The organism is Roseibium sp. AWQ4_290, assembly GCF_056160985.1.
Genome location: NZ_JBSWYG010000005.1, coordinates 34,307 through 60,381, shown reverse-complemented (window position 1 = coordinate 60,381; position 26,075 = coordinate 34,307). Strand labels below are relative to the sequence as shown.

The 26,075-nt window shown below is 59.8% G+C and carries 28 protein-coding genes; 6 read left to right on the top strand and 22 right to left on the bottom strand.

All coding sequences use genetic code 11. The features are described from left to right. Window position 1: 1 nt before the first annotated feature. Together ACXAH0_RS06570 and ACXAH0_RS06565 are read left to right on the top strand one after the other, a co-directional pair. The gene (locus ACXAH0_RS06570; RefSeq protein WP_475189838.1) at window positions 2-1,408 is read left to right on the top strand and encodes an FAD-binding oxidoreductase; all 1,407 of its coding nucleotides are present in this window, start codon (window positions 2-4) and stop codon (window positions 1,406-1,408) included. Between the two features lie 3 nt (window positions 1,409-1,411). Next, window positions 1,412-1,993 carry an NAD(P)H-dependent oxidoreductase gene (locus ACXAH0_RS06565; protein ID WP_475189836.1) on the top strand — a complete coding sequence of 194 codons (582 nt, stop codon included), beginning with the start codon at window positions 1,412-1,414 and terminating at the stop codon, window positions 1,991-1,993. Window positions 1,994-2,014: 21 nt separating this feature from the next. On the opposite strand, the gene ACXAH0_RS06560 is transcribed toward ACXAH0_RS06565, so the two are convergent. From ACXAH0_RS06560 to argH, 5 genes are all read right to left on the bottom strand, one after another. After that, window positions 2,015-2,404, bottom strand: coding sequence for a RidA family protein (locus ACXAH0_RS06560; RefSeq protein WP_475180929.1), 390 nt, complete (start codon window positions 2,402-2,404; stop codon window positions 2,015-2,017). Between the two features lie 429 nt (window positions 2,405-2,833). Then, entirely contained in the window at window positions 2,834-5,425 is a 2,592-nt protein-coding gene (locus ACXAH0_RS06555; protein ID WP_475189834.1) for a TIGR02302 family protein, read from the bottom strand. Between the two features lie 127 nt (window positions 5,426-5,552). Continuing rightward, entirely contained in the window at window positions 5,553-6,827 is a 1,275-nt protein-coding gene (gene lysA, locus ACXAH0_RS06550; protein WP_475189832.1) for a diaminopimelate decarboxylase, read from the bottom strand. 63 nt (window positions 6,828-6,890) lie between these two features. Beyond that, window positions 6,891-7,094: an LPS translocon maturation chaperone LptM gene (lptM, locus tag ACXAH0_RS06545; RefSeq protein ID WP_475189830.1), complete on the bottom strand. Its 204-nt coding sequence runs from the start codon at window positions 7,092-7,094 to the stop codon at window positions 6,891-6,893. Window positions 7,095-7,192: 98 nt separating this feature from the next. Beyond that, window positions 7,193-8,578 carry an argininosuccinate lyase gene (gene argH / locus ACXAH0_RS06540; RefSeq protein WP_475180909.1) on the bottom strand — a complete coding sequence of 462 codons (1,386 nt, stop codon included), beginning with the start codon at window positions 8,576-8,578 and terminating at the stop codon, window positions 7,193-7,195. A gap of 42 nt (window positions 8,579-8,620) precedes the next feature. Here argH and tlpA point away from each other — a divergent pair, with 42 nt between their 5' ends. Beyond that, entirely contained in the window at window positions 8,621-9,283 is a 663-nt protein-coding gene (gene tlpA / locus ACXAH0_RS06535) for a thiol:disulfide interchange protein TlpA (protein WP_475180906.1), read from the top strand. Between the two features lie 145 nt (window positions 9,284-9,428). On the opposite strand, the gene ACXAH0_RS06530 is transcribed toward tlpA, so the two are convergent. From ACXAH0_RS06530 to ACXAH0_RS06490, 9 genes are all read right to left on the bottom strand, one after another. Further along, window positions 9,429-9,641 (bottom strand): hypothetical protein, encoded by a 213-nt coding sequence (locus ACXAH0_RS06530; RefSeq protein ID WP_475189828.1) that lies wholly within the window; start codon window positions 9,639-9,641, stop codon window positions 9,429-9,431. 33 nt (window positions 9,642-9,674) lie between these two features. Beyond that, window positions 9,675-9,935 (bottom strand): hypothetical protein, encoded by a 261-nt coding sequence (locus ACXAH0_RS06525; RefSeq protein WP_475180898.1) that lies wholly within the window; start codon window positions 9,933-9,935, stop codon window positions 9,675-9,677. Between the two features lie 302 nt (window positions 9,936-10,237). Next, window positions 10,238-10,441, bottom strand: coding sequence for a hypothetical protein (locus ACXAH0_RS06520; RefSeq protein WP_475180893.1), 204 nt, complete (start codon window positions 10,439-10,441; stop codon window positions 10,238-10,240). A 96-nt stretch (window positions 10,442-10,537) separates the two neighbouring features. Further along, complete coding sequence (locus tag ACXAH0_RS06515) at window positions 10,538-12,025, bottom strand: class I adenylate-forming enzyme family protein (protein ID WP_475189826.1); 1,488 nt, start codon at window positions 12,023-12,025, stop codon at window positions 10,538-10,540. Between the two features lie 7 nt (window positions 12,026-12,032). Then, the gene (locus ACXAH0_RS06510) at window positions 12,033-12,914 is read right to left on the bottom strand and encodes a 3-hydroxybutyryl-CoA dehydrogenase (RefSeq protein ID WP_475180886.1); all 882 of its coding nucleotides are present in this window, start codon (window positions 12,912-12,914) and stop codon (window positions 12,033-12,035) included. Between the two features lie 300 nt (window positions 12,915-13,214). Then, window positions 13,215-14,147 carry an electron transfer flavoprotein subunit alpha/FixB family protein gene (locus tag ACXAH0_RS06505; protein WP_475180881.1) on the bottom strand — a complete coding sequence of 311 codons (933 nt, stop codon included), beginning with the start codon at window positions 14,145-14,147 and terminating at the stop codon, window positions 13,215-13,217. A gap of 23 nt (window positions 14,148-14,170) precedes the next feature. Further along, complete coding sequence (locus ACXAH0_RS06500) at window positions 14,171-14,920, bottom strand: electron transfer flavoprotein subunit beta/FixA family protein (RefSeq protein ID WP_475180876.1); 750 nt, start codon at window positions 14,918-14,920, stop codon at window positions 14,171-14,173. 384 nt (window positions 14,921-15,304) lie between these two features. Next, complete coding sequence (locus ACXAH0_RS06495) at window positions 15,305-16,009, bottom strand: hypothetical protein (RefSeq protein WP_475189824.1); 705 nt, start codon at window positions 16,007-16,009, stop codon at window positions 15,305-15,307. Next, window positions 16,006-16,548: an RNA polymerase sigma factor gene (locus ACXAH0_RS06490; RefSeq protein WP_475180869.1), complete on the bottom strand. Its 543-nt coding sequence runs from the start codon at window positions 16,546-16,548 to the stop codon at window positions 16,006-16,008. Before ACXAH0_RS06490 ends, ACXAH0_RS06495 begins: the two co-directional genes overlap by 4 nt. 483 nt (window positions 16,549-17,031) lie before the next feature. Between ACXAH0_RS06490 and ACXAH0_RS06485 the strand changes: the two genes are divergently transcribed. Further along, complete coding sequence (locus ACXAH0_RS06485; protein ID WP_475180864.1) at window positions 17,032-17,226, top strand: hypothetical protein; 195 nt, start codon at window positions 17,032-17,034, stop codon at window positions 17,224-17,226. A gap of 101 nt (window positions 17,227-17,327) precedes the next feature. Then, window positions 17,328-17,636 (top strand): RT0821/Lpp0805 family surface protein, encoded by a 309-nt coding sequence (locus ACXAH0_RS06480; protein WP_475180856.1) that lies wholly within the window; start codon window positions 17,328-17,330, stop codon window positions 17,634-17,636. Window positions 17,637-17,808: 172 nt separating this feature from the next. On the opposite strand, the gene ACXAH0_RS06475 is transcribed toward ACXAH0_RS06480, so the two are convergent. From ACXAH0_RS06475 to ACXAH0_RS06455, 5 genes are all read right to left on the bottom strand, one after another. After that, window positions 17,809-18,501 carry a rhomboid family intramembrane serine protease gene (locus ACXAH0_RS06475; protein WP_475180850.1) on the bottom strand — a complete coding sequence of 231 codons (693 nt, stop codon included), beginning with the start codon at window positions 18,499-18,501 and terminating at the stop codon, window positions 17,809-17,811. 82 nt (window positions 18,502-18,583) lie between these two features. Beyond that, window positions 18,584-19,159 carry a cob(I)yrinic acid a,c-diamide adenosyltransferase gene (locus ACXAH0_RS06470; RefSeq protein WP_475189822.1) on the bottom strand — a complete coding sequence of 192 codons (576 nt, stop codon included), beginning with the start codon at window positions 19,157-19,159 and terminating at the stop codon, window positions 18,584-18,586. 81 nt (window positions 19,160-19,240) lie between these two features. Then, window positions 19,241-19,438, bottom strand: coding sequence for a twin transmembrane helix small protein (locus tag ACXAH0_RS06465; protein ID WP_475189820.1), 198 nt, complete (start codon window positions 19,436-19,438; stop codon window positions 19,241-19,243). A 43-nt stretch (window positions 19,439-19,481) separates the two neighbouring features. Beyond that, the gene (locus tag ACXAH0_RS06460; RefSeq protein WP_475180835.1) at window positions 19,482-20,354 is read right to left on the bottom strand and encodes an SDR family oxidoreductase; all 873 of its coding nucleotides are present in this window, start codon (window positions 20,352-20,354) and stop codon (window positions 19,482-19,484) included. 66 nt (window positions 20,355-20,420) lie between these two features. Further along, window positions 20,421-21,632 (bottom strand): ubiquinone biosynthesis hydroxylase, encoded by a 1,212-nt coding sequence (locus ACXAH0_RS06455; protein ID WP_475190032.1) that lies wholly within the window; start codon window positions 21,630-21,632, stop codon window positions 20,421-20,423. 158 nt (window positions 21,633-21,790) lie between these two features. Between ACXAH0_RS06455 and tesB the strand changes: the two genes are divergently transcribed. Continuing rightward, entirely contained in the window at window positions 21,791-22,657 is an 867-nt protein-coding gene (gene tesB / locus ACXAH0_RS06450) for an acyl-CoA thioesterase II (RefSeq protein ID WP_475180832.1), read from the top strand. Between the two features lie 73 nt (window positions 22,658-22,730). Here tesB and ACXAH0_RS06445 read toward each other — a convergent pair whose 3' ends face one another. The 3 genes from ACXAH0_RS06445 to ACXAH0_RS06435 form a co-directional block, all read right to left on the bottom strand. Next, window positions 22,731-23,966: a CobW family GTP-binding protein gene (locus ACXAH0_RS06445; protein ID WP_475189818.1), complete on the bottom strand. Its 1,236-nt coding sequence runs from the start codon at window positions 23,964-23,966 to the stop codon at window positions 22,731-22,733. A 132-nt stretch (window positions 23,967-24,098) separates the two neighbouring features. After that, a complete protein-coding gene (locus tag ACXAH0_RS06440) occupies window positions 24,099-24,404 on the bottom strand; it encodes a hypothetical protein (RefSeq protein WP_475180822.1) in 306 nt (101 codons plus the stop codon). 193 nt (window positions 24,405-24,597) lie between these two features. Next, window positions 24,598-25,989 (bottom strand): D-alanyl-D-alanine carboxypeptidase family protein, encoded by a 1,392-nt coding sequence (locus ACXAH0_RS06435; RefSeq protein WP_475189817.1) that lies wholly within the window; start codon window positions 25,987-25,989, stop codon window positions 24,598-24,600. Window positions 25,990-26,075: the final 86 nt, after the last annotated feature.

The following is a 26,075-nucleotide window of genomic DNA, read 5'->3' as shown; positions in this document are numbered from 1 at the left end:
AATGGCTGACTACAAACAGATCATGGAAGATCTTGACGGCATCGCCCTGGAAGACAATCCCCGGCTGGTTCAGGCCAAGAGCCGCGATTTCTACTGGTATTCCCCGATCCTGAAGGCGCAGCTGGAGCATGTAACCGGAAACCTCATCGCCGCCCCGAAGGACGAGGAAGAGGTGATCCGCGTTCTGAAGACCGCCTATGCCCACGGGGTGCCCGTGACCCCGCGCGGCGCCGGAACCGGCAATTACGGCCAGGCCATGCCTCTTTCCGGCGGAATTGTCCTCGACATGTCCCGCATGACCGCGGTCAAGGAGGTTCATCCGGGCCGCGTCGTGTGTGAAGCAGGCATCGTGATTGCCCAGTTGGACAAGTACACGCGCGAACATTCCGGACAGGAGCTGCGCTTTCATCCTTCAACGGCGCAAACAGCCACCATTGGTGGCTTCATTGCCGGTGGCTCCGGCGGCGTCGGGTCGATTACATGGGGAGGCTTACGGGATATCGGCAACATTCTGCGACTGCGGATCGTGACGATGGAAGCCGAACCCCGGGTGCTGGACCTCTCGGCTTGGGACCTCCAAAAGGTCAGCCACGCCTATGGCACCAACGGCATCATCACCGAAGTGGAAATGCCGCTCGCCCCGGCCTATGACTGGGTGGATGTGATTGTCGGCCATGGCAGTTTCATGGATGCGGTGGTCTTTTCCGACAAGCTGGCCCGCAGCAACGGCCTGCTTTTAAAGGAAGTCGCTCCGATTGCCGCCCCGATCCCGTTTGACTATTTCACCCGCCACAAACCCTGGCTGAAGGATGGCGAGGCCGTTACCGTGCTGATGGTCGCCCCCCATTCCATGTCCTCCGTCGTGGCGCTTGCCGAGAGGATGAAGGGCGAAATCCGCTTCCGCTCCGATGAAGTGGAATCTATGAAGGGCATTCCCCATGCCTATGAGCTGGCCTGGAACCACACCACCTTGCGGGCTTTGAAATTCGACAATGCCTTCACCTATTTGCAGGTGCAGTATCCCGGCCCGAACCATGTGGAACTGGTGCGCAAATCAACTGCGATGTTCCCCGGCGAAATTTTCGGCCATCTGGAGTTCCTCCGCTTTGACGGGCAGATCCAGTGTTCCGGCCTGCCGCTGGTGAAATTTACCAGCGAAGACCGCTTGGAAGAGATCATCCGCCTGCATGAGGACAATGGTTGCCGCATCTTCAACCCGCACCGCTACACGCTGGAAGAAGGCGGCATGAAGCAGACCGACCAGGTACAGCTGGATTTCAAGAAGGAAACCGATCCCAAAGGGTTGCTCAATCCAGGCAAGATGATCGCCTGGGACAATCCCGATTTCGATTTCAATTCCGGGAAGACCTATCTCTTTCCGGGGCTGCAATCCTTTGCCGGGGCTTAAGTCATGCGGGTTCTTGTGTTGCACTCTCACCCCCAGGACACCAGCTACGGCCGGGCTCTTTATCACCAGACCTGCGAAAGCCTCGCCGCAGCCGGCCATGAGGTCGACGGCTGCGATCTTTATGCGGAAGGTTTCGATCCGGTTCTGTCGCGCGAAGACCGGGACATTTATCATGACGTTCCTCAAAACCGGGCCAAAGTGGATCCCTATTGTCAGCGGCTGCTGAAAGCCGAAGGGCTGGTGATTGTCACCCCGGTTTGGAATTTCGGCTTTCCCGCCATGCTGAAAGGCTATTTTGACCGGGTCTGGCTGCCCGGCGTCTCCTTCCATCTCGAGGACGGATCCTTGACGCCAACCCTGCGCCACATCCGCAAACTGGGTGCCGTAATGACCTATGGCGGCAGCCGCTGGCGGGCATTGGCCGTCGGCGACCCGCCGCGCAAGATCGTCAAACGGGTCATCCGGGCCCAGATCAAGATCGGGGCCCCGGTAAGATATCTGGCCCATTACGACATGAACAACTGCACGCCTGAGACCCGGTCCGCCTTTCTGAGCAAGGTCAAAAGCGAAATGGAAGCCTTCTGACGCTTCGTCCATCCACGAAAATCAGACGATTTTCGCGGCAGTCACTTCCACTTCCACCAGAAACTCTTCCCGGGTGAAGCCTCCCACCACAAGCAATGTGGACACCGGCTTCACCGGCCCGGTGAACCGGTCCCGGACGGCCATATAGGCGGGAAAATCCTCCCGGCGCGTGACGAAACCCGAAATCCGGATCACATCGTCAAAGCTCATGCCTGCCTCTCGCAGGATCGCCTCAATGGCCTGAAAACACAGTTCTGCCTGCCCGGCAACATCCGGAGGAATGCAGTCATCGACGGCAATGCCCAGCTGGCCGGAAGTGACCAGAAGGCTGGCCCCCGGAGGCACCAGAAGTCCATGATTGTAGTTGCCGAAAGGTGCGCGCACGCTTGGGGGATTGAAGGTCTGTTTCACTTGGATGTTCCATCGGCGGAACGGGCTGCACCGCCTGAGCTGAAAGGGATGGGCTGAAAGGGATAGGTTGGAAGATAATACCAACCTCAATAGATAGAAACCCATCTGATGGCGCTGGTCCGGATTGGCCGGCAAGGCGCGTTGCGCAGGACGGCCTGGTTGGCCGTTCAAGCGGCGCAACGCAGTCCGGCGGGCCGGAGCAGGCCACCGAGGCCGTGTTTTGGGACTGTTCAGCTGCGTCCCAGGTTTTGAACGATAAACCATATCGCCCTGCAACCTGCTCCTTGCCGAACAGTCCCAAAACACGGTCAGATCGGTTCCTATCTAGTGAGGTTGGTATTAGCCGCCGCCGCCAGCACCACCCGAAGGGCAGCAGCCCCTCCGATGACCTCCCCGGGGACCGAACGGCCCTTCCAAAGCCTAGCAAGATTAATAGCGTTTCAGCAACCGCTCCAGATAATCCAGCTCCAGTTTCGGCCGGGATGGGTCCGAAAAGCGCTTGCGCAGCTCTTCCAGAATCCGCCGGGCCCTTTGCACATCGATTTCGTCGGGGATCTTGACCCGGTTGTTGAAATCCGGGCCCTCGGTGCGGCGCGGACGACCAAGCGGGTCCTCATCAAGAGGTGAGGGGCCATTTGGGCTGCCTGCACCTTCGCCCTGTCCCATCATCTGCTCGGTCATGCTTTGGGCCCCCCGGCGCAGCGCGTCCAGGGCGTCACCCTGCTGGCCAAGCGCCTGCTGGCCCTGCCCATCACCGAGGGATTGCTGCGCCTCGCCCATAGAGTCACCTGCATCGCCAAGGGCTTCATTCTGTCCCATGCCGTTCTGGTTCAGCTGATCCATCAGCTCCTGCAACTGCTGGGCCAAATTGCCCTGGCCCTCCTGAAGCTGCTGGAGCATCTGTTGCAGCTGCTCCTGGGTCATCTGCTGGCCCTGGCCCTGCTGTTGCCCCTGTTGCTGTTGGCCCTGCTGGTTGCCCCGCTGGCGCTGCTGGTCCTGATTGAACCGGTGTGTCTCATCCATCAGCTGCTGCTGGCGCTGGATCATTTCGCCAAGCTGATTGAGCATTTCCATCATTTCACTGCTCATGCCTTCAGGCATCATCTGCGGACGCCCGGCTTGCAGGTTCTCCAGCATCTGCTGCATCTGTGCCAGCAGCTCACGGGCCGCGTCCCGCGATCCGGTGCGGGCCAATTCCTCGATCCGGTCCAGCATTTCGCTCAAATCCTGCTGGTTCAGCGTCTGCTGGTTGCCGTCAAAAGGCTGCATGGCTTGCGGATTCTGACGCATTTGCTCGGCAAGGGCCTGCATATATTCGTTCAGGGCCTCACGAAGCTCCTGGGTGAGCTTGGCAATTTCCTCATCGCTTGCCCCGTCCTCCAGTGCCTTGCGCAGAGCCTCCTGGGCATCGCGAAGCTTCTTTTCCGCTGCCGACAGGTCCCCGTCCTCAATGGAGAGCGCCAGCTCCCAAAGAAGCGGCAGCATCGCTTTCAGCTCCTCGTCGTTTCCGGCAGCGACCAGTTCGCCATAGGCATAACGCATGCCCAGATAGTTGCGCGGCTTGAAGCCAAAATTTTCAGGTGCCAGCATCAGAGCGTCCATGGCCATGATCACCCGGTCATGGTTCTGGGCGTCCAGCGCCAGGGTGCGGCGCTGTTCCACGATGGCCCGCGCCAGAGGCTTGGCAAAGCGGCGCTGGGGCAGCGTGATGCGGTAGGCCGGAGAGACCCCTTCCTGCCCCGCCTGGTCCCGCGCCAGCAAGGTCAGATCCACCTCGCTGCCCGCCCAGGGATGGGACGTCAGGTCGCGGATCGTCTCAGACGTTTTGGCCGTGCCGGAGCGCGGCGGCAGGGACAGTGGAAACTGCGGCGCCTCCACCAGCGGCCGGGGCACCCGGTCCTTGTGGTCCGGATCCGGCAGCGGCGTTATCCGCGCTTCGGCGGAAACAACCCCATAATCATCATTGACCAGATAAGAGAATTTCAGCGCGCCGCTGAGCTGTTCTTCCGGATCATCCGTCAGCCGGATGTCCGGCGCATGGTCCGGGTTCACCGAAAAAACAAAGCTCTGGAACGGCTCACCGGCGCTCAAGAGAGTGACGGCCCCGGTTGTCTCAAGCGTCAGGCGCCGTTCTTCAGGAAGCAGTTTCGCCAGCTCCGGATCGGTGTCTTCGGCGGGTGTTTCCGGCGCAATCACCTTCGGTTCTTCGTCCTCAGCCCCCTTGAAGGTCACGCTGAGGTCCTTGGCCCCCTGGGCCCTGACCACGAAAAGAGAGCCTTCCGGAACGGTGACCGGGGCACCGGGGTCACGCAATTGGGCACTTTCTCCGGTCAGATAGATTGGCGGCTCACCGGTATAGATCGGCGGCGTCACCCAGGCATCCAGCCGGCTTGGCGGTTCAACCGTGTTGAACGGGTTCTGAAAAGCGGATGCCAGCCGCCCCAAATGGTCGCCACTGGACGCTGCAAACCCGATCACGAGCACACAGGCCGCCGCCACCCGCAAGGCAAAGGGGTCTCGGCGAAACGCTTGGGGATTGGGACCCTTGGAGCGGATCGCAGCCACGGTGGCTGCCATCCGGCGCTGGTGCAGCGCCCAGATGGCCCGGGTCGATGGATCGTCAGACCCGGCGGATAGCTCATCTTCCAGCGCTGTTAGCGGCCGGTGGTCAAATCCGGAGGCCTCTTCCACCCGGTGCAGGGCGTCCTCCCGGCTGGGCCACGTGAGATGGAAGAGGTCCCGCGCCGACCAGATGGCGGCCCCGGCGAAGGCAAGCACGCCGAGAGGTCCCGCCCAGGCAGGCAGCACCAGCCAGAGCCCGAGCCAGGACAGGCCGACAAACAGACCGATGACAACAAGCACAGGCAACAGCGCCCGCCAGAGCCGCTCCACAAAGAGCGCCAGCCGGCTGTGCCGCACCAACCGGTCCAGACGGGTCCGGATGAAGCGCTGCCAGCCGGACAGGGTCGGGTCTGTCAGCCGTTCGGGGTCCTGCTTGCTGTCATGCTGGCTCAAAGGCACCTCCGGGTCCTGATCCGGCCGCAGCTTTAAAAAACCACACGGTCAGGATCGTCTCACCATTCTTTAAGGTGAGGCATTGGAGGCCATCGGGCAACAGGGTCGAGCGACTAATTCCGGGTTGATTTCGTCACGAAGCGTTGAACCAGTCCGGCAGGACATCCAGTTCAAGCAGATCCTCATAGGATGGACGGGGCCGGACCACGGCAAATTGGTCAGCATTTACGAGGACTTCGGGGATCAGCAAACGCGAATTATAAGTGCTGGACTGAACTGCTCCATAGGCTCCGGCCGAATAGACCGCCAGAAGGTCGCCACTCACCACTCTCGCCATATCCCGGTTCTGGGCCAGAAAATCGCCGGTTTCACAGACCGGACCGACAATATCAGCCTTGATTCGCTCTGCGCCACTGTCTTCTTCGCGCACCGGCCGCACTTCGTGATGGGCCTCGTAAAGCGTTGGCCGGATCAGGTCATTCATGGCCCCATCCACGATCACGAAGGTCTTGTCCGCACCGTCTTTTACGTAAATCACTTTCGTGACCAGAATGCCCGCATTGCCAGCAATCAGCCGGCCCGGCTCGAACATGACCTTGCAGTCCAGCTCACGCACATGCTTTTTCACCACCTGCGCATAGGCGTCCGGGTGGGGCGGCGGATCATTGTCCGTGACATAAGGAATGCCCAGCCCCCCGCCGAGATCCACATGATCGATGGTGTGGCCCTGGCCGCGCAGGTCCGAAATCAGCTCCCCAAGACGGGCAAAAGCATCATCAAACGGCTTAAGCTCGGTGATCTGGGATCCGATATGCATGTCAATCCCGGTGACTTCGATCCCGGGCAGGCTGGCGGCTTCCGCATAGACCTCGCGGGCCCGCTGCCAGGGAATGCCGAACTTGTTTTCCGCCTTGCCGGTGGCAATTTTCGCGTGGGTCCTGGCATCTACATCCGGATTGATGCGCATGGACACCCGCGCCGTCCGCCCCATGCTGTGCGCCACGCGGGAGAGCTGAAGCAGCTCAGGCTCAGATTCCACATTGAAACACAGGATGTCTTCTTCCAGCGCAAAAGCCTGTTCGGCTTCGGTCTTGCCGACACCGGAAAAGACAATCTTGGAGGCCGGAACGCCAGCTGCCCGTGCGCGCCGCAATTCGCCTTCCGAGACCACATCCATACCGGCCCCCAGCCGGGCCAGCGTGGCCAGAACCGCCTGGTTGGAATTTGCCTTCATGGCATAGCAGACCAGCGAGGGAATATCGTCAAACGCGGACGAGAACACTTCGTAGTGCCGGGTCAGCGTCGCGGTCGAATAGCAGTAAAATGGCGTGCCAACGTCGCGGGCGATTTCTTCAACAGCCACGTCTTCAGCGTGAAGGACGCCATTCTTGTAGTGAAAGTGATGCAAGTCATGCCTCGCAGAACAGGGCCGCGTCAACAGGGACCTTGTCCCGGTTCAGACCTGCGGCCGTCAGTTGATCAGAAAATCGAGAAAAAAGGGCTCGTCTTCGCTCTCGGGCGCCGCCGTGGCTTGCGCATCGGCCGGGTCCGCAGCAGCACCTTGCGGCGCCGCAGACACATCCGGGCCTTCCAGCGCGCCCTTTCGCCCGCACCCTGCCAAAGTCAGTGTCAGGCACAGGCTGATCAGTGCAAGGGTTCTGAACCGGATCGTCATTCGTTAAAGGCCCTTTTCAGTCATCGCGTTTCCGGCCCTTGTCCTCGCATGACAGGGCGCGTTCGGCAAGGCCGCTCGGCACCCTGACACACAATTGCCTAACCTTTGGCCAGATCCTTCAGCCAGCGCCGCGCCTGTTTGCGCACATTGACCGGCGACGTGCCACCATAGCTGGTCCGGCTGCGCACGGATTTGTCGACGGAGAGCACCGAAAAGACGTCCTGGGTGATCTTGGCATCAACCGCCTGCATGTCCTCAAGAGGCACCTTGTGCAGCTCAATCCCCTTTTCAACCGCCAGACCGACAATCCGGCCAGTCACATGGTGGGCATCGCGGAAGGGCATGCCCAGCGCCCGCACCAGCCAGTCCGCCAGATCGGTTGCCGTGGAATAGCCAGACCCGGCAGCCTTTTTCATGGCCTTGGTGACAGGCTCCAGATCGCGCACCATGCCGGTCATGGCTGCAAGGGCCAGAGAGGTGCTGGCCAGCCCGTCAAAAGCCTGTTCCTTGTCTTCCTGCATGTCCTTGGAATAGGCGAGCGGCAAGCCCTTCATCATCACCAGAAGCGCCTGAAGCGAGCCGTAGATCCGTCCGGACTTTGCGCGCACCAGTTCGGCCGCGTCCGGATTTTTCTTCTGTGGCATGATGGACGAACCGGTAGAAAACTTGTCCGACAGTTTGACAAAGCCGAACTGGGCCGAGCACCAGATGACAATCTCTTCCGCCAGACGGGAGAGATGCATGGCGGTGATCGACGCGGCGGCCATAGCTTCAAGAACAAAATCCCGGTCGGACACGGCATCGAGCGAGTTTGCCGAAGGCCGGTCAAAGCCCAGGGCCTCGGCGGTCATCTTCCGGTCGATCGGGAAGGAGGTTCCGGCCAGGGCAGCAGCGCCGAGCGGGCATTCATTCATCCGCTTGCGGGCATCACGGACCCGGCTGCGGTCGCGGGCAAACATTTCCACATAGGCCAGAAGATGGTGCCCGAACGTGACCGGCTGGGCCGATTGCAGGTGGGTAAAGCCCGGCATGACGTCGCCTGCATGGGTTTCCGCCTTTTCCGCAAGCACTTGCATCAATTCGCTCAGCTGGTCATCCAGCGTGTCCAGCGTGTCGCGCACCCACAGGCGGAAATCCAACGCCACCTGATCGTTCCGGGACCGGGCTGTATGAAGACGGCCAGCCGCCGGACCGATCAGATCCGACAGGCGCGCTTCCACATTCATGTGAATGTCTTCCAGCGCACGCGAGAAGGTGAATGTGCCGTTTTCGATTTCTGACAGAATTGTGTCTAGACCCTGGACAATCTTGTCGGCATCGTCCTGCGTAACGATGTCTTTTTCTGCGAGCATGCGCACATGGGCTTTCGAGCCGTCAATGTCTTGCTTATATAGCTTCCGGTCATAGTCGATGGAGGCGTTGATTTCTTCCATGATGGCGTCCGGTCCTTCGGCGAACCGGCCCCCCCACATGCGATTGCTCATGTCCTGTCCTTCAAAAAGGCGCCCCTTGCGAGGTGTGAACGAATGAATAAGCCAACCGACCCGGCGAAAAGCTCCAGACGCGGCATCCTTGCCGCAGGGCTTGCAGGCGTGGTGGCCGCCGTAGCGGCTCTATACGTGATCGCTGACCCAAATGGCAATATCGCCGGTGGCCAAAGCTGCCAGGTGGCCCTATCGGCTGCCGCTTCCGCCAAACCTTTTGCCAAGGGAGAGGTCGCCGCCTTTCTGCCCGCCAGCCATCCCCTTGACCTGACCGGGTTGACCTTCAAAGGCCCTGACGGCGGCCCCGTCACCCTTGAAGACTTCAAGGGCCGCACCATCCTCTTGAACCTTTGGGCAACCTGGTGCGCCCCGTGCCGGAAGGAAATGCCCGCATTGGATCAGCTCCAGGCCGATCTCGGCGATGACACATTCGAAGTGGTCGCAGTGAACCTGGATCGGGGCGGGCCGGACAAGCCCAAGACATTTCTGGATGAGATCGGGGTGTCAAACCTGACCTATTATCAGGACAGCTCAAACGGATTGTTGAAAGACTTGCGCAAGGTCAGCCGCGCCACCGGCCTGCCGACCACGATCCTGGTGGGCCCGGAGGGCTGTGAGATCGGAACCATGTACGGCCCTGCCGAATGGGCCTCCGGCGAAGCAAAAGCGCTTATTGCAGGCGCCCGCACGGGCACCCGCTCGTAAGTCTGGACAGTGACATCTTTGACTTTTGGTCCTGCCCCGCCTTCAGGGCACATCGTGTTTCACCGGATTTGCCTGTCGCTGAAAGGCATCAGACATGCCAGCGCAACCGACAAACCGGGTGATGGCCGGGTGAGCACGTTCCGCTCTAAACCGTGATGTCAACCGCTTCACCGAGGCCGGGAACCTTACGGGACTCGCGGCGGTCTTCTTCCTGGGTTGCTGTTTCCTGGGCTTCTTCCAGGCGCACAGCCACCTGCTGCTCCTGTTCCGCCTGGTTACGCACCGCATTGACAGCAAATTCATTGCGGATACGCGCAACATCATAAGATGCTGAACTGCTGTCTGAGACACTCGCCATTCTCGCACTCCTTTGTGGACAGCTGCTCCTGGATCAGACCGTGATGTCCACGAGACGTCCAAGGCCTTCTTGCGGGCTGCGCGAGGCCGCCCGTTCTGCAAGTCTTTCCGCCTGATCACTCAGGTAGTCGGCCCGGTTCGAACTCTGATCTGCCTGAAGCGACACGGTTTCGGCAGCCGCCTCCGTGCGGCGGGCCTGCACAGTCTCCGCCTGCTCGGCCACCTGCTCCGTGCGCGGTGTCCTGAGGGAGGGCTGAAAAACCTGTGATGCTGTGCCTGCGATCGCGTCTGACATGTGGGTCCAAACTCGGGATAATCTTTCCCTATCAGTTTGCCCGAACATCTGACTTCAAACGTAAATATTCAAATCTTCTCTCAGAATAAGAAAATAGAAATTAAATAGTTTCTGTCTACTTTTCTTAAAAATTTAAATATTTGACTTGAAGCATCTGATTTCAAAGGATCAAGACCGTCACATACGCATGAGCGCGACCCGCCACACCTTCCCACAAACACGGCTTTACCGGATGCAAACACCAGCAATGCCGACGTTATTCAGCAGCGGATCTTAATCTTTGAACGGAGAAAAAGCCTGGATCAGGCGGTCACGTCCACCTGGCCGCCGAGGCCTGAAGGGGGAGCGGCCTGAACAGACTCCAGATTGGCTGCGCCTTCCTGAAGCAGGGCAACCAAGCCAGCATCCTGCTGCGCCATCATCTTCAGCATTTCTGTCTGAAGCGACTGGCTTGTCTGCGCCTGCATGGTCGCGGCGTAGCTGGTGGCAATTCCGGCGCTGTCCATAACAAATCCCCAGGTTGCAGATCAGCCTACCTCCCCTCCCCTTAATCAAGGGTTAACAAAGACTTACTTCTGCATGAGAAAAGTCTGAAGCGGGGGTTATCCGGACTTTAAGGCAGCGCGGCGCACTTTGCCGGAGCCCGTGCGGGGCAGCTGTTCAAGCAGGCGATAGGCTTTCGGGCACTTGTATTCGGCCAAATGACGGGCCGCATGGGCGGCAAGCTCGTCTTGCCGGAAGGTGTCCGGGGACCGGGGCACAACAAAGGCCGTGATCAGGCTGATCCCGGAGGCGGCCGGAACCTCGGTCACGGCCACTTCCTGCACCGCTTCGTGCGCTGCCAGAACGCGCTCCACCTCTTCCGGGGCCACCCGGTAACCGAAGGCATTCATCAGGTCATCCGCCCGGCCCTCATACCAGTAATAGCCGTCCTCATCGGCGCGCATACGGTCACCGGTCAGGAACCAGTCTCCCCGGAAAGCCGCTTCTGTGTCCTGCGGACGGTTCCAGTAACCAAGCATCAGGCCCGGTTCGTCCCGGTGAACGGCCAGCAACCCGGTTTCCCCCGGCGCGACTGGCTGCGGCGTGTCCAGCTCCGCCGCCAGCAAGGCAACCGTCCGGCCCGGTTGCGGCCGGCCAGTCGCCCCCGGCCGGACCGCAAAGCCGGGGCCGCTGGAGAGAAAGGTGGACACCTCACTCATTCCGAAGGCTTCATAGAGTTCCCGGCCGGTCCTGTCCCGCCAATCCCGGTAAATCCCTTCCGCCAGGGCTTCCCCAGCCGAGAGGCCGTGGCGGAGCAGCGGGAACGCTTTTTTGGAAACCTCACCATATTTCAGGATGCGGCGGTAAAGGCTTGGAACGGCGGCAAAGACTGTCGCCCCGGAGGCCGACAGCAGCTGCGGCCAGAGGTCAGGCTCGCGCGGCCCCTGATAGACCACGCTTGTCGCCCCGCAGATCCAGGGATCCATCAGCCCAACCGTAAGCGTATAGCTCCAGTTAAAAGCACCCGCATGCAAAAGCCTGTCATCCGCTTCAAGACCCTGCCAACCGGCATGGGCACAGGCCCGGGCCTCGACAGCCCGGTGCGCATGCAGGACACCCTTTGGGGTTCCGCTTGTACCGGACGTATAAATCAGAAAGGCCGGATCATTGCGATCCGCCTCAAAAAACGATCCCGGTGCACAGGCCTTGAGCTGCGCAAGCGCATCGGGGTCCAGAACCGGAACCTCCAGGCCCTCTGGCAGTGGGCTGCAGCCGTCATGAAGAACCAGCTTTGCCCCGCTATCCGTCAAAAAACCCGCAGTCTCCGGGCCCTTGAGCTGATCGGATGTGGGGACAGGAACAAATCCGCCGGCAATGGCGCCGAAATACATCAGCGGAAAATCACTGCTATGGCCAATGCGCAGAAGAATACGGTCCCCCGGCACCAGCCCGGCCTGCGACAGGCCTGCAGCCACAGACAGAATGGCAGCTTTCAGCGCACCATAGGACCAGCTTTCCTGAATGGCGCCCCCTGGCCCGGCCACTTCCAGCGCGGTCTTGTCCGGATCGGCTCCGGCAGCTGTCAGGCAGTGGCGGGCAAGGTTCATCAGCCCGTCACCGTGTCGGGACGGGGATCTCTCCGCGGTAATCATAGAAGCCGCGCTGGGTCTTGCGGCCAAGCCAGCCGGCCTCGACATATTTTACCAGAAGCGGGCAGGGGCGGTATTTGGTATCCGCCAAGCCCTCATAAAGCACCTGCATGATCGACAGGCAGGTGTCCAGGCCGATGAAATCGGCAAGCTGCAACGGCCCCATTGGGTGGTTCGCCCCCAGCCGCATGGCCTTGTCGATGGATTCAACCGAGCCGACGCCTTCATAGAGCGTATAGATCGCCTCGTTGATCATCGGCAGCAGGATGCGGTTGACCATGAAGGCCGGAAAATCTTCAGCCACGGCAATTTGCTTGCCGAGCTTGTCGCAGAAGACCTTGGACGCTTCGAAGGTTTCGTCTTCCGTTGCAATGCCGCGCACCAGCTCCACCAGTTCCATACGCGGTACCGGGTTCATGAAATGAATGCCGATGAACCGTTCCGGCCTGTCCGTGGTCGCGGCCAGACGGGTGATGGAAATGGACGAGGTGTTGGTGGCCAGAATAGCTTCAGGCTTCAGGATCGGGCACAGCTGGGAAAAGATCTTGCGCTTGATCTGCTCGTTTTCGACAGCGGATTCAATCACAAGATCCGCTTCCGCCAGAAGATCGAGATCCTCGGCGGGCTTGACCCTGTCCAGGGCCGCCTTGCGCTCGTCCTCCGTGATCAGGGACTTGGAGACCTGGCGGGCCATGTTGCCATTGATCGAGGCCAGACCGGATTCGATCCGTTCCATGGAAATATCGCTCAAGCCGACGTCGAAGCCTGCAAGCGCACACACATGTGCGATCCCGCTGCCCATCTGACCTGCGCCAATCACGCCGATTTTTTTGATTTCGACTGCCATCCTGAACTTCCGTCTGTAAGAAACACCGCGCTAAACCGGTCCGCGGTTATTTGTGGCAAGTCTTTTGCCGAACGGCAAGAACCACAGTGCGAAAACGCGCTCCCGCGCTGGAGGTCATGTCCGATTTGCCGCAGATCCTAGTGTGGTGGACTTGAAATACGCCTGATTTGTGCAGCGCGCGCCGAAGCGTATTTCAAATCCGACAACCACATTAGAAACATAAGCCTTCTAGTCACCCTCATGACTCTGAAGTTCGTTCTGAACGCGCTGGAAAAGGAGACGAACTTCAGATGAGGTTGACTAGCTGACCGCCGCCTTCAATTCAGGCAGAACTTCAAACAGATCTGCCACAAGACCGTAATCGGCAACCTGGAAGATCGGAGCCTCTTCGTCCTTGTTGATGGCAACGATCACCTTGGAATCCTTCATGCCGGCCAGGTGCTGGATGGCACCGGAAATGCCGCAGGCAATATAAAGGTCCGGGGCGACCACCTTGCCGGTCTGGCCAACCTGCCAGTCATTGGGGGCATAGCCCGCATCAACGGCCGCGCGGGACGCACCGACAGCCGCGCCAAGGGCATCAGCCACCGGCATGATGACTTCCTGGAACTTCTCTTCAGAGCCCAGCGCCCGGCCACCGGAAATGATGATCTTGGCAGAGGTCAGTTCCGGACGGTCGGACTTGGACAGTTCTTCACCGACGAATTGCGACAGCCCGGCACCTTCGGAGCCGGCAACGATTTCAATCTCCGCAGATCCGCCCGCTTCCGCTGCCGGGAAGGTGGAGGTCCGCACGGTGATCACCTTTTTCGCATCCCCGGACTTCACGGTCTGGATAGCATTGCCCGCATAAATCGGACGTTCGAAAGTGTCCGGATCTACGACAGCTGTGATGTCGGAAATCTGCATCACATCCAGCAGAGCCGCCACACGGGGCAGGGTGTTCTTGCCGTTCGCGGTCGCAGGCGCCAGGATGGCGTCATAGCCAGCGGCGAGACCTGTGATCAGATCGGCCGTCGGCTCGGCCAACTGGTGCTCCAGTGCATCGCTTTCGGCAACCAGCACCTTGGCTGCGCCCGTTAGCTTGGCTGCCTCTTCTGCAACCGCCTGAACCCCTTTGCCTGCCACGAGCACGTGAACGTCGGCGCCAAGCGCAACAGCCGCGCTCAGGGCCTTTGCGGTGGTATCATTCAGGGCGCCAGCGGCATGTTCAGCTACAAGAAGTGTTGTCATGGTCTATCCTCCTGCAACGGCCCTTAAAGGACGCCGGCCTCGTTTTTCAGCTTGTCGACAAGTTCCGTCACAGAACCCACCTTGATGCCCGCTTCGCGTGCCGCCGGTTCGGCGGTTTTCAAAACGGTCAGCCGCGGCGTAATATCGACGCCGAAATCAGCCGGTGTCTTTTCATCAATCGGCTTTTTCTTAGCCTTCATGATATTGGGCAGCGACGCATAGCGCGGCTCATTCAGGCGCAGATCCGTGGTCACGATGGCCGGAAGCTTCAGCTTGACCGTCTGCAGGCCACCATCGACTTCGCGGGTCACATCCACCGTTTCCGCATCCAGATCGACCTTCGAGGCAAACGTGCCCTGGCTCCAGCCGAGCAGCGCGGCAAGCATCTGGCCGGTCTGGTTGCAGTCGTCATCAATTGCCTGTTTGCCGAGGATCACCAGGCCCGGTTCTTCGGCTTCGGCAATCCCTTTCAGGATCTTGGCAACCGCCAGCGGTTCCGTGGTTTCGTCGGTCTTGACCAGAATGCCACGGTCGGCCCCCATGGCAAGGCCCGTGCGCAGGGTCTCGGTAGCCTGCTGCGGTCCGACAGAGACAACAACAACTTCGCTTGCCTTGCCGGCTTCCTTGAGCCGGAGCGCTTCTTCAACGGAGATTTCGTCAAACGGGTTCATGGACATCTTGACGTTGGCAAGATCGACGCCGGAACCATCCGGTTTGACTCGGACTTTCACATTGTAATCGATGACCCGCTTCACGGGCACGAGGATTTTCATTTGGTCTCAACCTCTTCATGGGCGGAATGCACCGCACCGCATACCCCGGCCGACCTACCGGGATGACGCAAGGTCATAAACGGCAGATTCAAGCCAACTGTGGCGCATGGCGGGGGACGGTACTGACCAGCACAGCGGCTGTCAATTGCTGTAAGAGGGGTAAAAGAGCGATTTGCCGGACATTGAAAAACCGGCGTCGCAATGAAGATGCAGCGCAGTGCAGCAAGGAAACGCTGCAATGCAGCAGGCCAGGGCTGGAAATGTTAGGGATCACAAGTCTGTCCGGCTGGCCACAAACGCGCCGCTCAAAAAACCTCGCCCCAGCTTGCAGCCATAGCTTTCCGGGCCAAACGGCCCGGCCGGGCGACGGGAGACAAATCGCCGTCAGATACCGGCTTCGCCTGCGTCAGGGGCAAATTTGTCCGAGACGGGTTCTGCAAACACAGTCGTCCAGGTGCCATTTTCATCCCGGCAGGCGGTGCCTCGAATGGTCAGGGCCCGTTTGCTGAAGGTGGTCTGACGTGTGTATTCGCGGCACCAGTGGCCGCTTTTGCTCTTGTAGGTCCTGACCGGGGTTAGCACATCACTCCAGGCGCCGTCCTGACCGATATAAACCGGCTCCCCGCTGACTTTTGTCTCAAGGGTTTCCTGGATCGTTTTGGCCAACAGCATGCGTTCCGTTTCCATATGGGCCGCCAGTGCAACCATTGCGGTGTCCATTCTGGACTGCATCCAGAATGAGGTCGTCATGAAAGTGCCGGCCATCAGAACCAGCGCAGCGGCAATCTGCACCATCGGACTGGACCAGAAGGGCTGGGCCCGACGCAGATGCTGCGGGCTGCGTTTGTCGAATTCCCGGTCAATGACCTCCAGATACCGGTCCATGCTGCGGCCGGGCACGTCAGCGGGCATCGCGCTGTGCAGCACCGCATCATCATGCGCCAGCGCTCGCATGAGGCGCCCGGACGCCTCCGAATGCTTGACCTCGTTCAAAAGCGCAAGCAACTCGCTGTCATTTCCCTCGCGGTCGAGAAGCCTGCCAGCCTTTTCTGCCGACGTGATCTGCTCGCGTTTCTTGTCAAACGTCATGACACCCCTCCTGGCAGGCTGCGCAGCGCCGCTTCCGGCGCTGCTTCCTTTGCGTCCAGAAATTCCCTTAGTTTCAGTCGGGCGCGGGCCAGACGGCTTGTCACCGTTCCAATCGGCACGCCCAGCTCTGCAGCAACATCCTTGTAACTTTGCCCTTCAACGGCAATTTTCAGAAGAACCTCACGGTTGTCTTCCTCAAGCTGCCCAATAAAGGACTGCACCTTTTGCAGTTCCAGACTGCTGGCGGCGGCTTTTGCACCGTCGTAACTCTCTTCAAAGTCGATCATGGCCAGATCAAACAAGCGCGCCCGGTTGGCCCCGTCCCGGACAGAATTAAAGTAAAAATTCTGCAGAATGCGGAACATCCAGCTGTCAAGCCGGGTCGCAGGGTCAAATTGATCCAGAGAACGGATGGCCCGCTCGCACGTGGTTTGAACCAGGTCATCCGCCTGATCAGGATTCCGGCACAGTCTCAGCGCAAAACTCCTCAGTTTCGGGAGCAAACGGATCATCTCCGCTTTCAGTGTTTCATCAGACAAGGAGTTCTCCGCCAAACCACCCCTAAGGTCACAACCCGCAAAGTGATCATTTAATCCCAGCTTTTTTTGAATTATGATTCGGAAGAAGTCAGACCTTCAAGTGTTATGAATGCGAGGAGCCGTACAGTTCCCGACCGTGACCACAGAATGAGCCAGATGCCGAAAACCCATCACCGAAAGACATGCAAAAGTCAAACGCCGCTGCGAGGCCGGGTTTCAGCTGCTCCGCGCTGTGTAAGCTTTGCCGTAACGGCCGCTCTGACTGTTGCCTTTCTCTGCTTTAACCCCCTGATCGATCTCACGTTTTCAGGGACAGCCCAAGCCCAGTCCGGGGATGGGGGCAGCAGCAGCTCGGGTGGTGGAAAAGGCGGTGGCGGCTCCAACGGTGGGGGCTCGGGCGGCAGCGGCAGTTCAAGCAATGGTGGCAGCGGCTCCGGCGGTGGCGGGTCGTCGGGCGCTGATTCGTCCCGGGACCGGAGCAAGATGACCGACGAGCAAAGGAAAGCTGCCGCAAAATCAGCTCAAAAATCGAGCCAATCTGCCTCACAAAAGTCTACATCTAACGATCTTCTGAACCGCGTCGTCGGTGGCCGCCGTTTTAACGGCGACAGCGAGCCTTCCGGTGGGTCCTTGTCCAGAAGCGAGGAAAGGGAGGCGATCGACAGCGGCTGGAAGTAGATCCAAGAGGCGGGATCGCGTTGGGACTTTTTGAAAATCTGCTCTCTGCAAGAGGTGTGTTTGCAGCTATTTGCGTCACTTTGGCGTCGGCTTGCTCGGTCGTGCCAACACAGGAGACAAGCGAGATACTGGAACCGGCCAAGCCCGAAAAACTTGCCCGGTCCGACAAGACCCTCGCGGATCAAAAACTTCAAACGGCCCTGGAAAAGACGCTCTCCGGCCAATCCACCCGATGGCAAAACCCGCAAAGCGGTGCCAGTGGCAGCGTGACCCCCCTGAAAACCTGGAAGACGTCGAACGGCACCTATTGCCGCTCTTTCAGTGAAAAGATTATTCTGGCCTCCGGCAAAGCCATGAGCCGCCGCGGCGTTGCCTGCCGGTCCGCAAATGCGGTCTGGCAATCCGCCTGAGCCTTGCCCCCAACACTTAATTTCAGACCGCGGCAGGCTGTGGCGTGTCGCGATCATTCGGATTTGTCTTTTGCGTTGAAGTCTCTGATTTCAGGCAGAAGACAAAACAGATTGAAACCATTTTATCGCGAAACGCGGTTTGCTCTTATCTGAAAAGAGGCTGTCAGCTGCCTCAGGCGAGCTCCCTGTCGAACAGGGCAACCCCCGGACGGCGCATGACCACAACAAGCAGGGCCCCGGCAATCAGGCCGCCCACATGGGCACTCCAGGCGACCTGGCTTTCCGTGGAAAAAACCGCATTGACCAGCTGATAGAGAACCCAGGCCCCAAGCAGCCACCGGGCCGTCAGACGCAGCGGAATACGCCCGAAGGCCAACACCCAGACCTTTACCCTTGGATGCAGCATCAAATAAGCGGCCACGACACCGGATACGGCACCCGATGCACCGATCAAGGGCACGGCAGACTGCGTGTCGAGACCAGCATAGCACAGGCCCCCGGCCGCCGCGCACAGAAGATAGAAAACCAGATAGCGGACATGTCCGAGCGCATCTTCCACGTTGTCGCCAAACACCCACAGGAAGAGCATGTTTCCAATCAGATGCATGAAGTTGCCGTGGAGAAACGCATAGGTGACCACCGACATCCAATCCGGCAGCACCTGGACCTGAGGCGCCAGGTCACGGATATCAAACAGGACCACCGGGATCAGGCCATGAGAAACCGAAGAGGCATTGACCGTCTTCACATCTCCAGCCCCCTGCAAAACCAGAAAGATCAGCACATTCGCGGCAATGATTGCCAGGTTCACATAAGGGCGCGGCACATGTTTGAGCCGGTTTTGATCATGCAGCGGAATGAACACAAACAGCGCTCCGGGGAAACGGCGTTAAGACAAGACCGGTCTGGAGGCAGGACGGCAAAACAGACCAGGGAAGGATCAGACCTTAGCGGTTCTGCCCCGGAACCCAAAGAACATCCTGCGCGCCTTTGGCATTGAGATATCTGGAGGCCACAAAGAAATAATCCGAAAGTCGGTTCATGTAGCGCACTGCGGCCGGGTTGACGGTCTCCCGTGCCGCCAGTTCCACCATCAGCCGTTCGGCCCGGCGGGAGACGGTGCGGGCATGGTGCAGATGGGCAGAAGCAGAACTGCCGCCCGGAAGCACGAAGGAGCGCAGCGGCGACAAGTCCGCATTGAGCACATCAATGGCCTCTTCAATGGCGCTCACCTGGCCATCTGTCATCCGCAGAGGCTCATAGCCAAGATCCTCTCCAGTATCCGGAGTGGCCAGATCCGCGCCCAGATCAAACAGATCGTTCTGGATCCGGCCCAGGACCGCGTCGACCTCCTCCACCCGGCTCCCCGTGTGCAGACGCACAAGTCCGACCACCGCATTGGTTTCATCCACCGTGCCATAGGCTTCGATCCTCAGATCGTTTTTCGGCCGCCGCTCGCCCGAGCCTAGGGCCGTTGTGCCGTCATCCCCGGTCTTTGTGTAGATCTTGTTCAGAACAACCATGTCGTCGCATTTCCCCGTGCTGCGCCCAAAAGCGTCTGGCTGTACGTACGGCCCTGCTTACTGGACCAAATCTCCCCCGGATCAGCGTCCGGACCCAAAGTAGTAGAGCCCACCCATCACCAGGACAATGACCAGAAACTGCAATCCCACCCGCCAGCGCATCAGCATTTGAGAGCGGTTTGCAGGTCCGTTGCGGAACATGTTCAAAAGCCCGAGCACCAGCACCAGGGCCACGGCCGCCATGCCGACGGGAATGAGAAAATCGATCACTTGCGCCATAATCTGTCCTTATCGGGTCTTAGCGCGTGTACGGCGCCCCGGATTATTCTTCTGAATCTGCGGCCCTGATACAGGCCGCATCCAGAAGGCCTGTGGGCAGAACCCGTTTTGCCACGGCCATGATCCTGGTTGGAACCGTGACATGGTAACGCGCTTTCGGGCGCTGCGCCTCCAGGGCATGCACCAACCGCTTGACCACCGCCCCTGGCGGCAGCTTGAAGGGCCCCGGCTCGCCCGCTTCCATACGCTTGCGGCGTTTTTCATAGCTCGCCCGGAAGACAGATGCCTTGAGGCCATCCTCGCCAATCCAGCGGTCGAACCCGGCCAAAGCATTTTCGGTAAATCTGGTGTCGATGGGCCCCGGCTCGATCAACGACACATGAATGCCGCTGCCCTTCAGTTCCTGGCGAAGGGTATCGCTATAGGCTTCCACGGCAAATTTGGAGGCTGTGTAGGCGCCGCGATATTTCATCGCAACAAGACCCAGAACTGACGAGCATTGCACAATCCGACCCTGCCTGTTGGCCCGCATGGCCGGGATCAGGCGCCGGGTCAGATCATGCCAGCCGATAAAATTGGCTTCAAACAGGGCCCGCATGGCGTCCACCGGAATGTCTTCCAGGGCCCCCGGCACCGCATAGGCGCCATTGTTGAAGACCGCCGTCAACCGGCCTCCGGTTAGGTCCAGCACATGCCGGGCGGCCGCCTCAATGCTAGCCGGGTCTTCATAGTCAAGCTGGCAGGCTTCGAAGCCCTGCGCGGTCAGCCGCTCCACATCGGCCTTTTTGCGGGCTGCCGGAAACACCCGCCAGTTCCGGCCGCGCAGGATATGGGCCGCTTCCGCGCCAATTCCTGAAGAACACCCCGTAATCAGGATGGAGCAAGGCGCAGACACCCCCTCTGGCAGGTCATTCATTGCGGGCCGATCCAATACAAAAGATCCATAGACAACAGGCACGACGCACCTGGCGCCCGAGTCCTATCAGATCGGGTCGCCGGAAAGCAATTTCGGCACCGGTCCGGCAAACCCTGCAGCCTCCTTGATGAACTGTCCTTTCAGGGACGGCATCCGGTCCACCAGCCCCAGTCCAAAGTCCCGGACGGCCCGCAACACATCATTGTCGTTGGAAAACAGCCGGTTCAGCACGTCAGTGACCACCCCCATCTGGAATGTGTCGAAGCGGCGCCAGCGCTGATAGCGCTCAAGAACATCAAAGCCGCCAATATCCTGGCCAAGACGGCGGGCCTCCACAATAACTTCTGCGAGTGCGGCCACATCCTTGAAGCCGAGATTGAGCCCCTGGCCCGCGATCGGATGAATGCCGTGGGCCGCATCCCCAATGAGGGCAAAGCGCGGTTTCACAAAGTCCCTGGCCAGTTTCAGGCCGAGCGGATAGGCGCGGCGTGGGCCATCCAGCTCCAGCGTCCCCAGATGGTGGCCAAACCGGCGTTCCAGTTCCAGTTCGAAGGTAAAATCATCCGCGCGCACAAGCCGGTCTGCATCTGCCGTCTTTTCGGTCCACACAAGCGATGACCGGTTGCCGGGAAGCGGCAGGATGGCGAAGGGACCGGCGGGCAGAAAATGTTCCTCCGCCCGGCCGCCATGGGGCCGCTCGTGCCGGATGGTTGTGACGATGCCCGACTGGCCATAGTCCCAGTTGACAGTCCGGATGCCGGCCAGGTCCCGCAATTTGGAGCGCACCCCATCGGCAGCCACCAGAAGGCGGCCTTTGAGAACCGTACCATCGTCCAGGATCAACTCGGTGTGATCCGCCTGAGTGCGGAACGTATCGGCCGTCGCCGGGGCATGGAAGGCTACACCCAGCGCCTTGGCCGCCTTGTAAAGCGCCGGCATCATCACCCCGTTCGGCATCATATGGGCAAAGGCTTCCCCGGCCGTTGCCTCGCCGTCAAAGGTCAGGAACACCGGACGCACCGTATCGCGCAGCTTGCTGTCCGTCACGATCATTTCGGTGATCGGCTGGGCCTTGCCCTGAATGGTCTGCCAGATGCCCAGTTGGGTCAGCATGCGTGAGGCTGCAGCGGCAATGGCCGAAGCGCGCGGATCCTTGTGCAGCTGATCCATCGGCTTGGGATCCACCACCGCGCAGGACAAGTCCGGGTCCCCCTGTTTGAGGGCAACGGCCAGCGACAGGCCCACATAGCCGCCACCGGCAATCACCACATCATACATTCCGGCGCTCTTTTTGCTCTTCGCCACTGCTTTTCTCCCGGCCCTCAGCTTCCCAAAGGGCATCTTGACTTCAAGGTGAGGTCCCGCCCAAGAGTGCAGATCAGGGCCGCCCGGTCCGGACACCTCTTGTGCCGCTCTATGTAACAGGGATATCGCCGTTGACCACCGCCATCGACAATCTTCTTCAGATTCTGGATCTGGAACCGCTGGAACACAACCTGTTCCGGGGTCGCAGCCCCCAGGTTGGCTGGCAGCGCGTATTTGGCGGCCAGGTGATTGGCCAGGCGCTTGTGGCGGCGTCCCGTACGGTGGTTGAAGACCGCCATGTCCATTCGCTTCACGGCTATTTCCTGCGTCCGGGCGATCCCCAGGTTCCGATCATCTATGACGTTGACCGTATCCGCGATGGCGGCAGTTTTACCACGCGGCGTGTTGTCGCCATCCAGCATGGGGAAGCCATCTTCTCCATGTCCGCCTCTTTCCAGGTTCAGGAAGACGGCCTGAGCCATCAGGCGGAAATGCCGGATGTGCCCAAACCCGATGACTTGCCGAGCGATCAGGATCTGAAGGACAAGTTCCTGTCCGTTGCCCCTGAAAATGTCCGCCGCTATTGGGAGCGGGAACGGCCGATTGAAATGCGGCCTGTGGAACTGACCCACTATTTCAGCAAGGAACCCCTGCCACCGGCGCAATATGTCTGGGTGCGCGCAACCGGGACCTTGCCGGAGGACAAACGCATTCACCAATGCGTTCTGGCCTATGCCTCGGACCTCACGCTTCTGGACACGTCGCTGTTTCCCCATGGCACCTCGGTTTTCAGCCCGAAGATCCAGGCAGCCAGCCTGGACCATGCCATGTGGTTCCACCGGCCGTTCCGGGCAGACGAATGGCTGCTTTACGCAACCGACAGCACCTCCTCCTCCGGATCACGCGGCATGAACCGGGGCGCCCTTTATGCAATGGACGGTACGCTTGTCGCCTCCACCGCCCAGGAAGGTCTGATCCGGCTGCGCAAGAAGGACTAAATTCTCTTCAAAGCCCCTGGTCTTCTGCAGACCAGCCAGGATCTGCCAGCCTGTCTGCCGGTCCCGGAGACGGTCAGGGGCTGGTGAAGCCCGAAATTGCCAGCGGGTTGTCGGTCATGGCCTTGGGATCGGGCGTATCCGGCAGAAGCGCGCCTGAAAACGCCTCGAACATCTTGCGCACAAAACCTTCCGGCAGATCCTTGGTGATGAACACCATGCGCGTGCGCCGGTCCTTATCCGGCCAGGCCGCGAGCGTCGCGGGGGGATGAAACACGTGCTGAACCCCGTGAATAACGACCGGCCGGTCAGGATCTTCCGCCAGTTGCACAATGCCCTTCACCCGCAACAGTTTCGGCCCATGGGCAGAACGCAACAGGTCCAGGAACATTTCAAGCGCTGAGGCTGAAACAGGCCGGCTGGTGGCCAATGTAAAGGCCCGGATGGTCTCGCTGTGGCGGTTGACGTCATGCGCATGGTCATGCCCGTGAGCATGGGCTCCATGAGCGTGAGAGGGGCTGTGGCTGTGGCCATGGCTGTGAGCGTGTCCGCCATGGTGATGATCATGATGCGCATGGCCGTGATCCGCCGCATAGGCCTCTTCATTCAGCCAGGCCGCCACATCAGCAATCTTGCTGTCCGGATCATAAAGACCGGCATTGAAAAGGGTGACCGGCACAGCCTCGCCCGACTGCACGTCCAGCCGTTTGGCTCCCGGATTAAGCTGGGCCAGGCGCTTGTGCAGGCTGTCAAAATCTGCCTGAGCAGCACCCGGCGTTACAAGATCCGTCTTGGTGAACACAATCCGGTCAGCAACGGCCGCCTGTTTACGCGCCTCCTCATGGGCCGCAAGCGTCGACAGGCCATTGACTGCATCGACAAGCGTGACCACGCTGTCGAGCCGGTAGCGCATGACCAGATAGGGATGCAGCATGATCGTGTGCAGGATCGGAGCCGGGTCCGCAAGACCGGTCGTCTCGATGATCACCCGGCTCAAGCGCTCCGTGCGGCCATTGTCGAGATGACGCAGAAGATTTTCCAGGGTGGTGACCAGATCCCCGCGGATCGTGCAGCACAGGCAGCCGGAGGACAATTCGATAATGCCGTCTCCTGCCTGATCCACAAACAGGTGGTCAAGCCCGATTTCCCCGAATTCGTTGATGATGACGGCCGTGTCCGCCATCTCCGGATCTTTCAGAATGCGGTTGAGCAGCGTGGTTTTGCCCGCACCGAGAAACCCGGTTATGACCGAAAGGGGAATGGGCGGTTTAGGCCCACCGGCCGGCTTGTCTGCATTTTCAGAGGCACCCATGCGCCTGTCTCCCGTCGTATCGCCGCTGAAGATTTTGAAGACGCACGGCTAACACCCTTTCCCCCCAAGCGTCAAAGGGCAGAAAAAAGGCAGACAGATTGGTCTAAGAGGAGAAGGTGACGAGGAAGTGGTTTATCCGGCGTTCAGAACCGGTTCGTCCTCGACCACCTCTTCGGGAGTGCCGCCGGATGCATCGGCTGTTGTCTCTTCTTCCGCCAGATCCATCGGGGTCAGATCCTGAACCAGGCCGGTTTCCCCTGCAGCGCCGTCCTCGTCCATCGAGTCCGTATCCACAACAAGACGAACAGCCTCGGCGGCCTTTCGAAGGGTCGCGACGACCTGATCAACCGAAACGCCATCTTCCAGCTGATCGGCAGACAATTCGGCAAGGCTTGCAAGAGCCCGGATGGTAGCAGTGGATCTCGGTTCAATCATCATGCGATCTCTCGATCTGACGGGTCCCGGCAAGCGCTCTGCAAAAGATGACTTAACGGGCGTCACTGCAAACTGCGCCCAAAGCCTGCCATTTTCGAATAAATGCTTACTCCAGTGTTAAGCATCACTGTAAATAAACAGTTAACCAGCCATCCGGATCAAGCGCTACGGCGCGCGCCAGCCCGTTTGTCACCGGTTATTTGCGCGGACTTGGAGTTGGGACCGGCACGGTGAAATCAAGGCCTTTGCGGAAGATGGACCCGGGCGCTGCCTGGACGGCATCCGTGCCCGCCAAAGAGGCGGCTGCGGCCGTTTGGGGAATAGCCCCGGCACTGCCAATGTCTTCAGAGGCCAGCAGTTTTGAACGGATTTTGGTCTCCGCAAGCCGCACCGGATTGGCAGTGGGCACCGGAACCGCACCTTCCGCCGCAGAACCTGCAGCAGCAGCAGCCTCAACGGACGGTGCTCCCTCCGGATTGCCGAGCCCGACCTGAAGTGGCCGGTAGGCGATGCGGCGCGGGCCAATGGTCCGGTCCAGGATCTTTGCCCAGTCTGCCTTGCCATTGGCCAGCATGAAGCCGCTGTCGTCGATTTTTTTCAGCTGCTTGTCGTCGGCTTTCTTGAAAAACAAAAACCCGCCGCCGGATTTGTTCTGCATGTCGAACCGGGCCATGTAACTTTTGGCCCCCGGGCTTTTGTTGCGCCGGCAATAGCCATCGGCTGGTGGATTGGCGGATGGTCCGGACAAGGCAGTGACCGTTTTGCCGCCTTTGCGCTTCTTGAATCCCTTGTCAAAGAGCTGACGGGCAAACGCCGTACGCTCCAGCCCCGAACTGGCCCCCAGGATCACGGCAATCAAAGTGCGTCCCCGACGGGTGACAGACGCAGCAACATTGTAGCCCGAATTGCAGATATAGCCGGTCTTCATGCCGTTGGCGCCGGGCACCCGCAGCAGAAATTCACGGTTGGCAGACCGCAGAGTCTTCTTGCCGAAACGGATGCCCGGATGATTGTAATACTCCCGCGCCTGCGGAAAATCTTTCCGAAGCGCCATGGCCAGGATGGCCATGTCCCGCGCTGTGGTGACCTGACGGTTGTCGGGCAGCCCGTGCGGATTGGTGAAACGGGTGCTGGTCATGCCGAGACGCTTGGCCTCCGCATTCATCTGGTCAATGAACGCTGCTTCCGATCCGCCCACGGTCTCGCCCAGCGCCACGGCAACATCATTGGCCGACTTGATCAGAATGATCTTCAGCGCCGTATCAACGGTGAACCGGGTCCCCACCTTGAAGCCCATCTTGCTTGGCGGCTCGGAAATGGAATTCTTGGACTGGACGACGGCGGAGTTCAAAGTGATGCGGCCTTCGCGGACCGCCTTGAACGTGACATAGGCTGTCATCATCTTGGTCAGGGACGCCGGATACCATTTCCGTGTGGCGCTCTTTTCTTCAAGAACCGCACCGGACGTAGCGTCAACAAGGATAAAAGCGCCAATATCCGCGCGCGCAGGCCCCATCATCCCGCCGGTCACCGACAGGAGAAGCACATATACAAAGACGGTCAGGCGGCCAATTGAGCTCGCAAACACGTGTATCCCTCTCTGGTCACACTGCTCATGAGAAACGCACACAGGTTAAGGACTGTTTGCCTTTTTGCTGTGTCCCTAAAAAACCG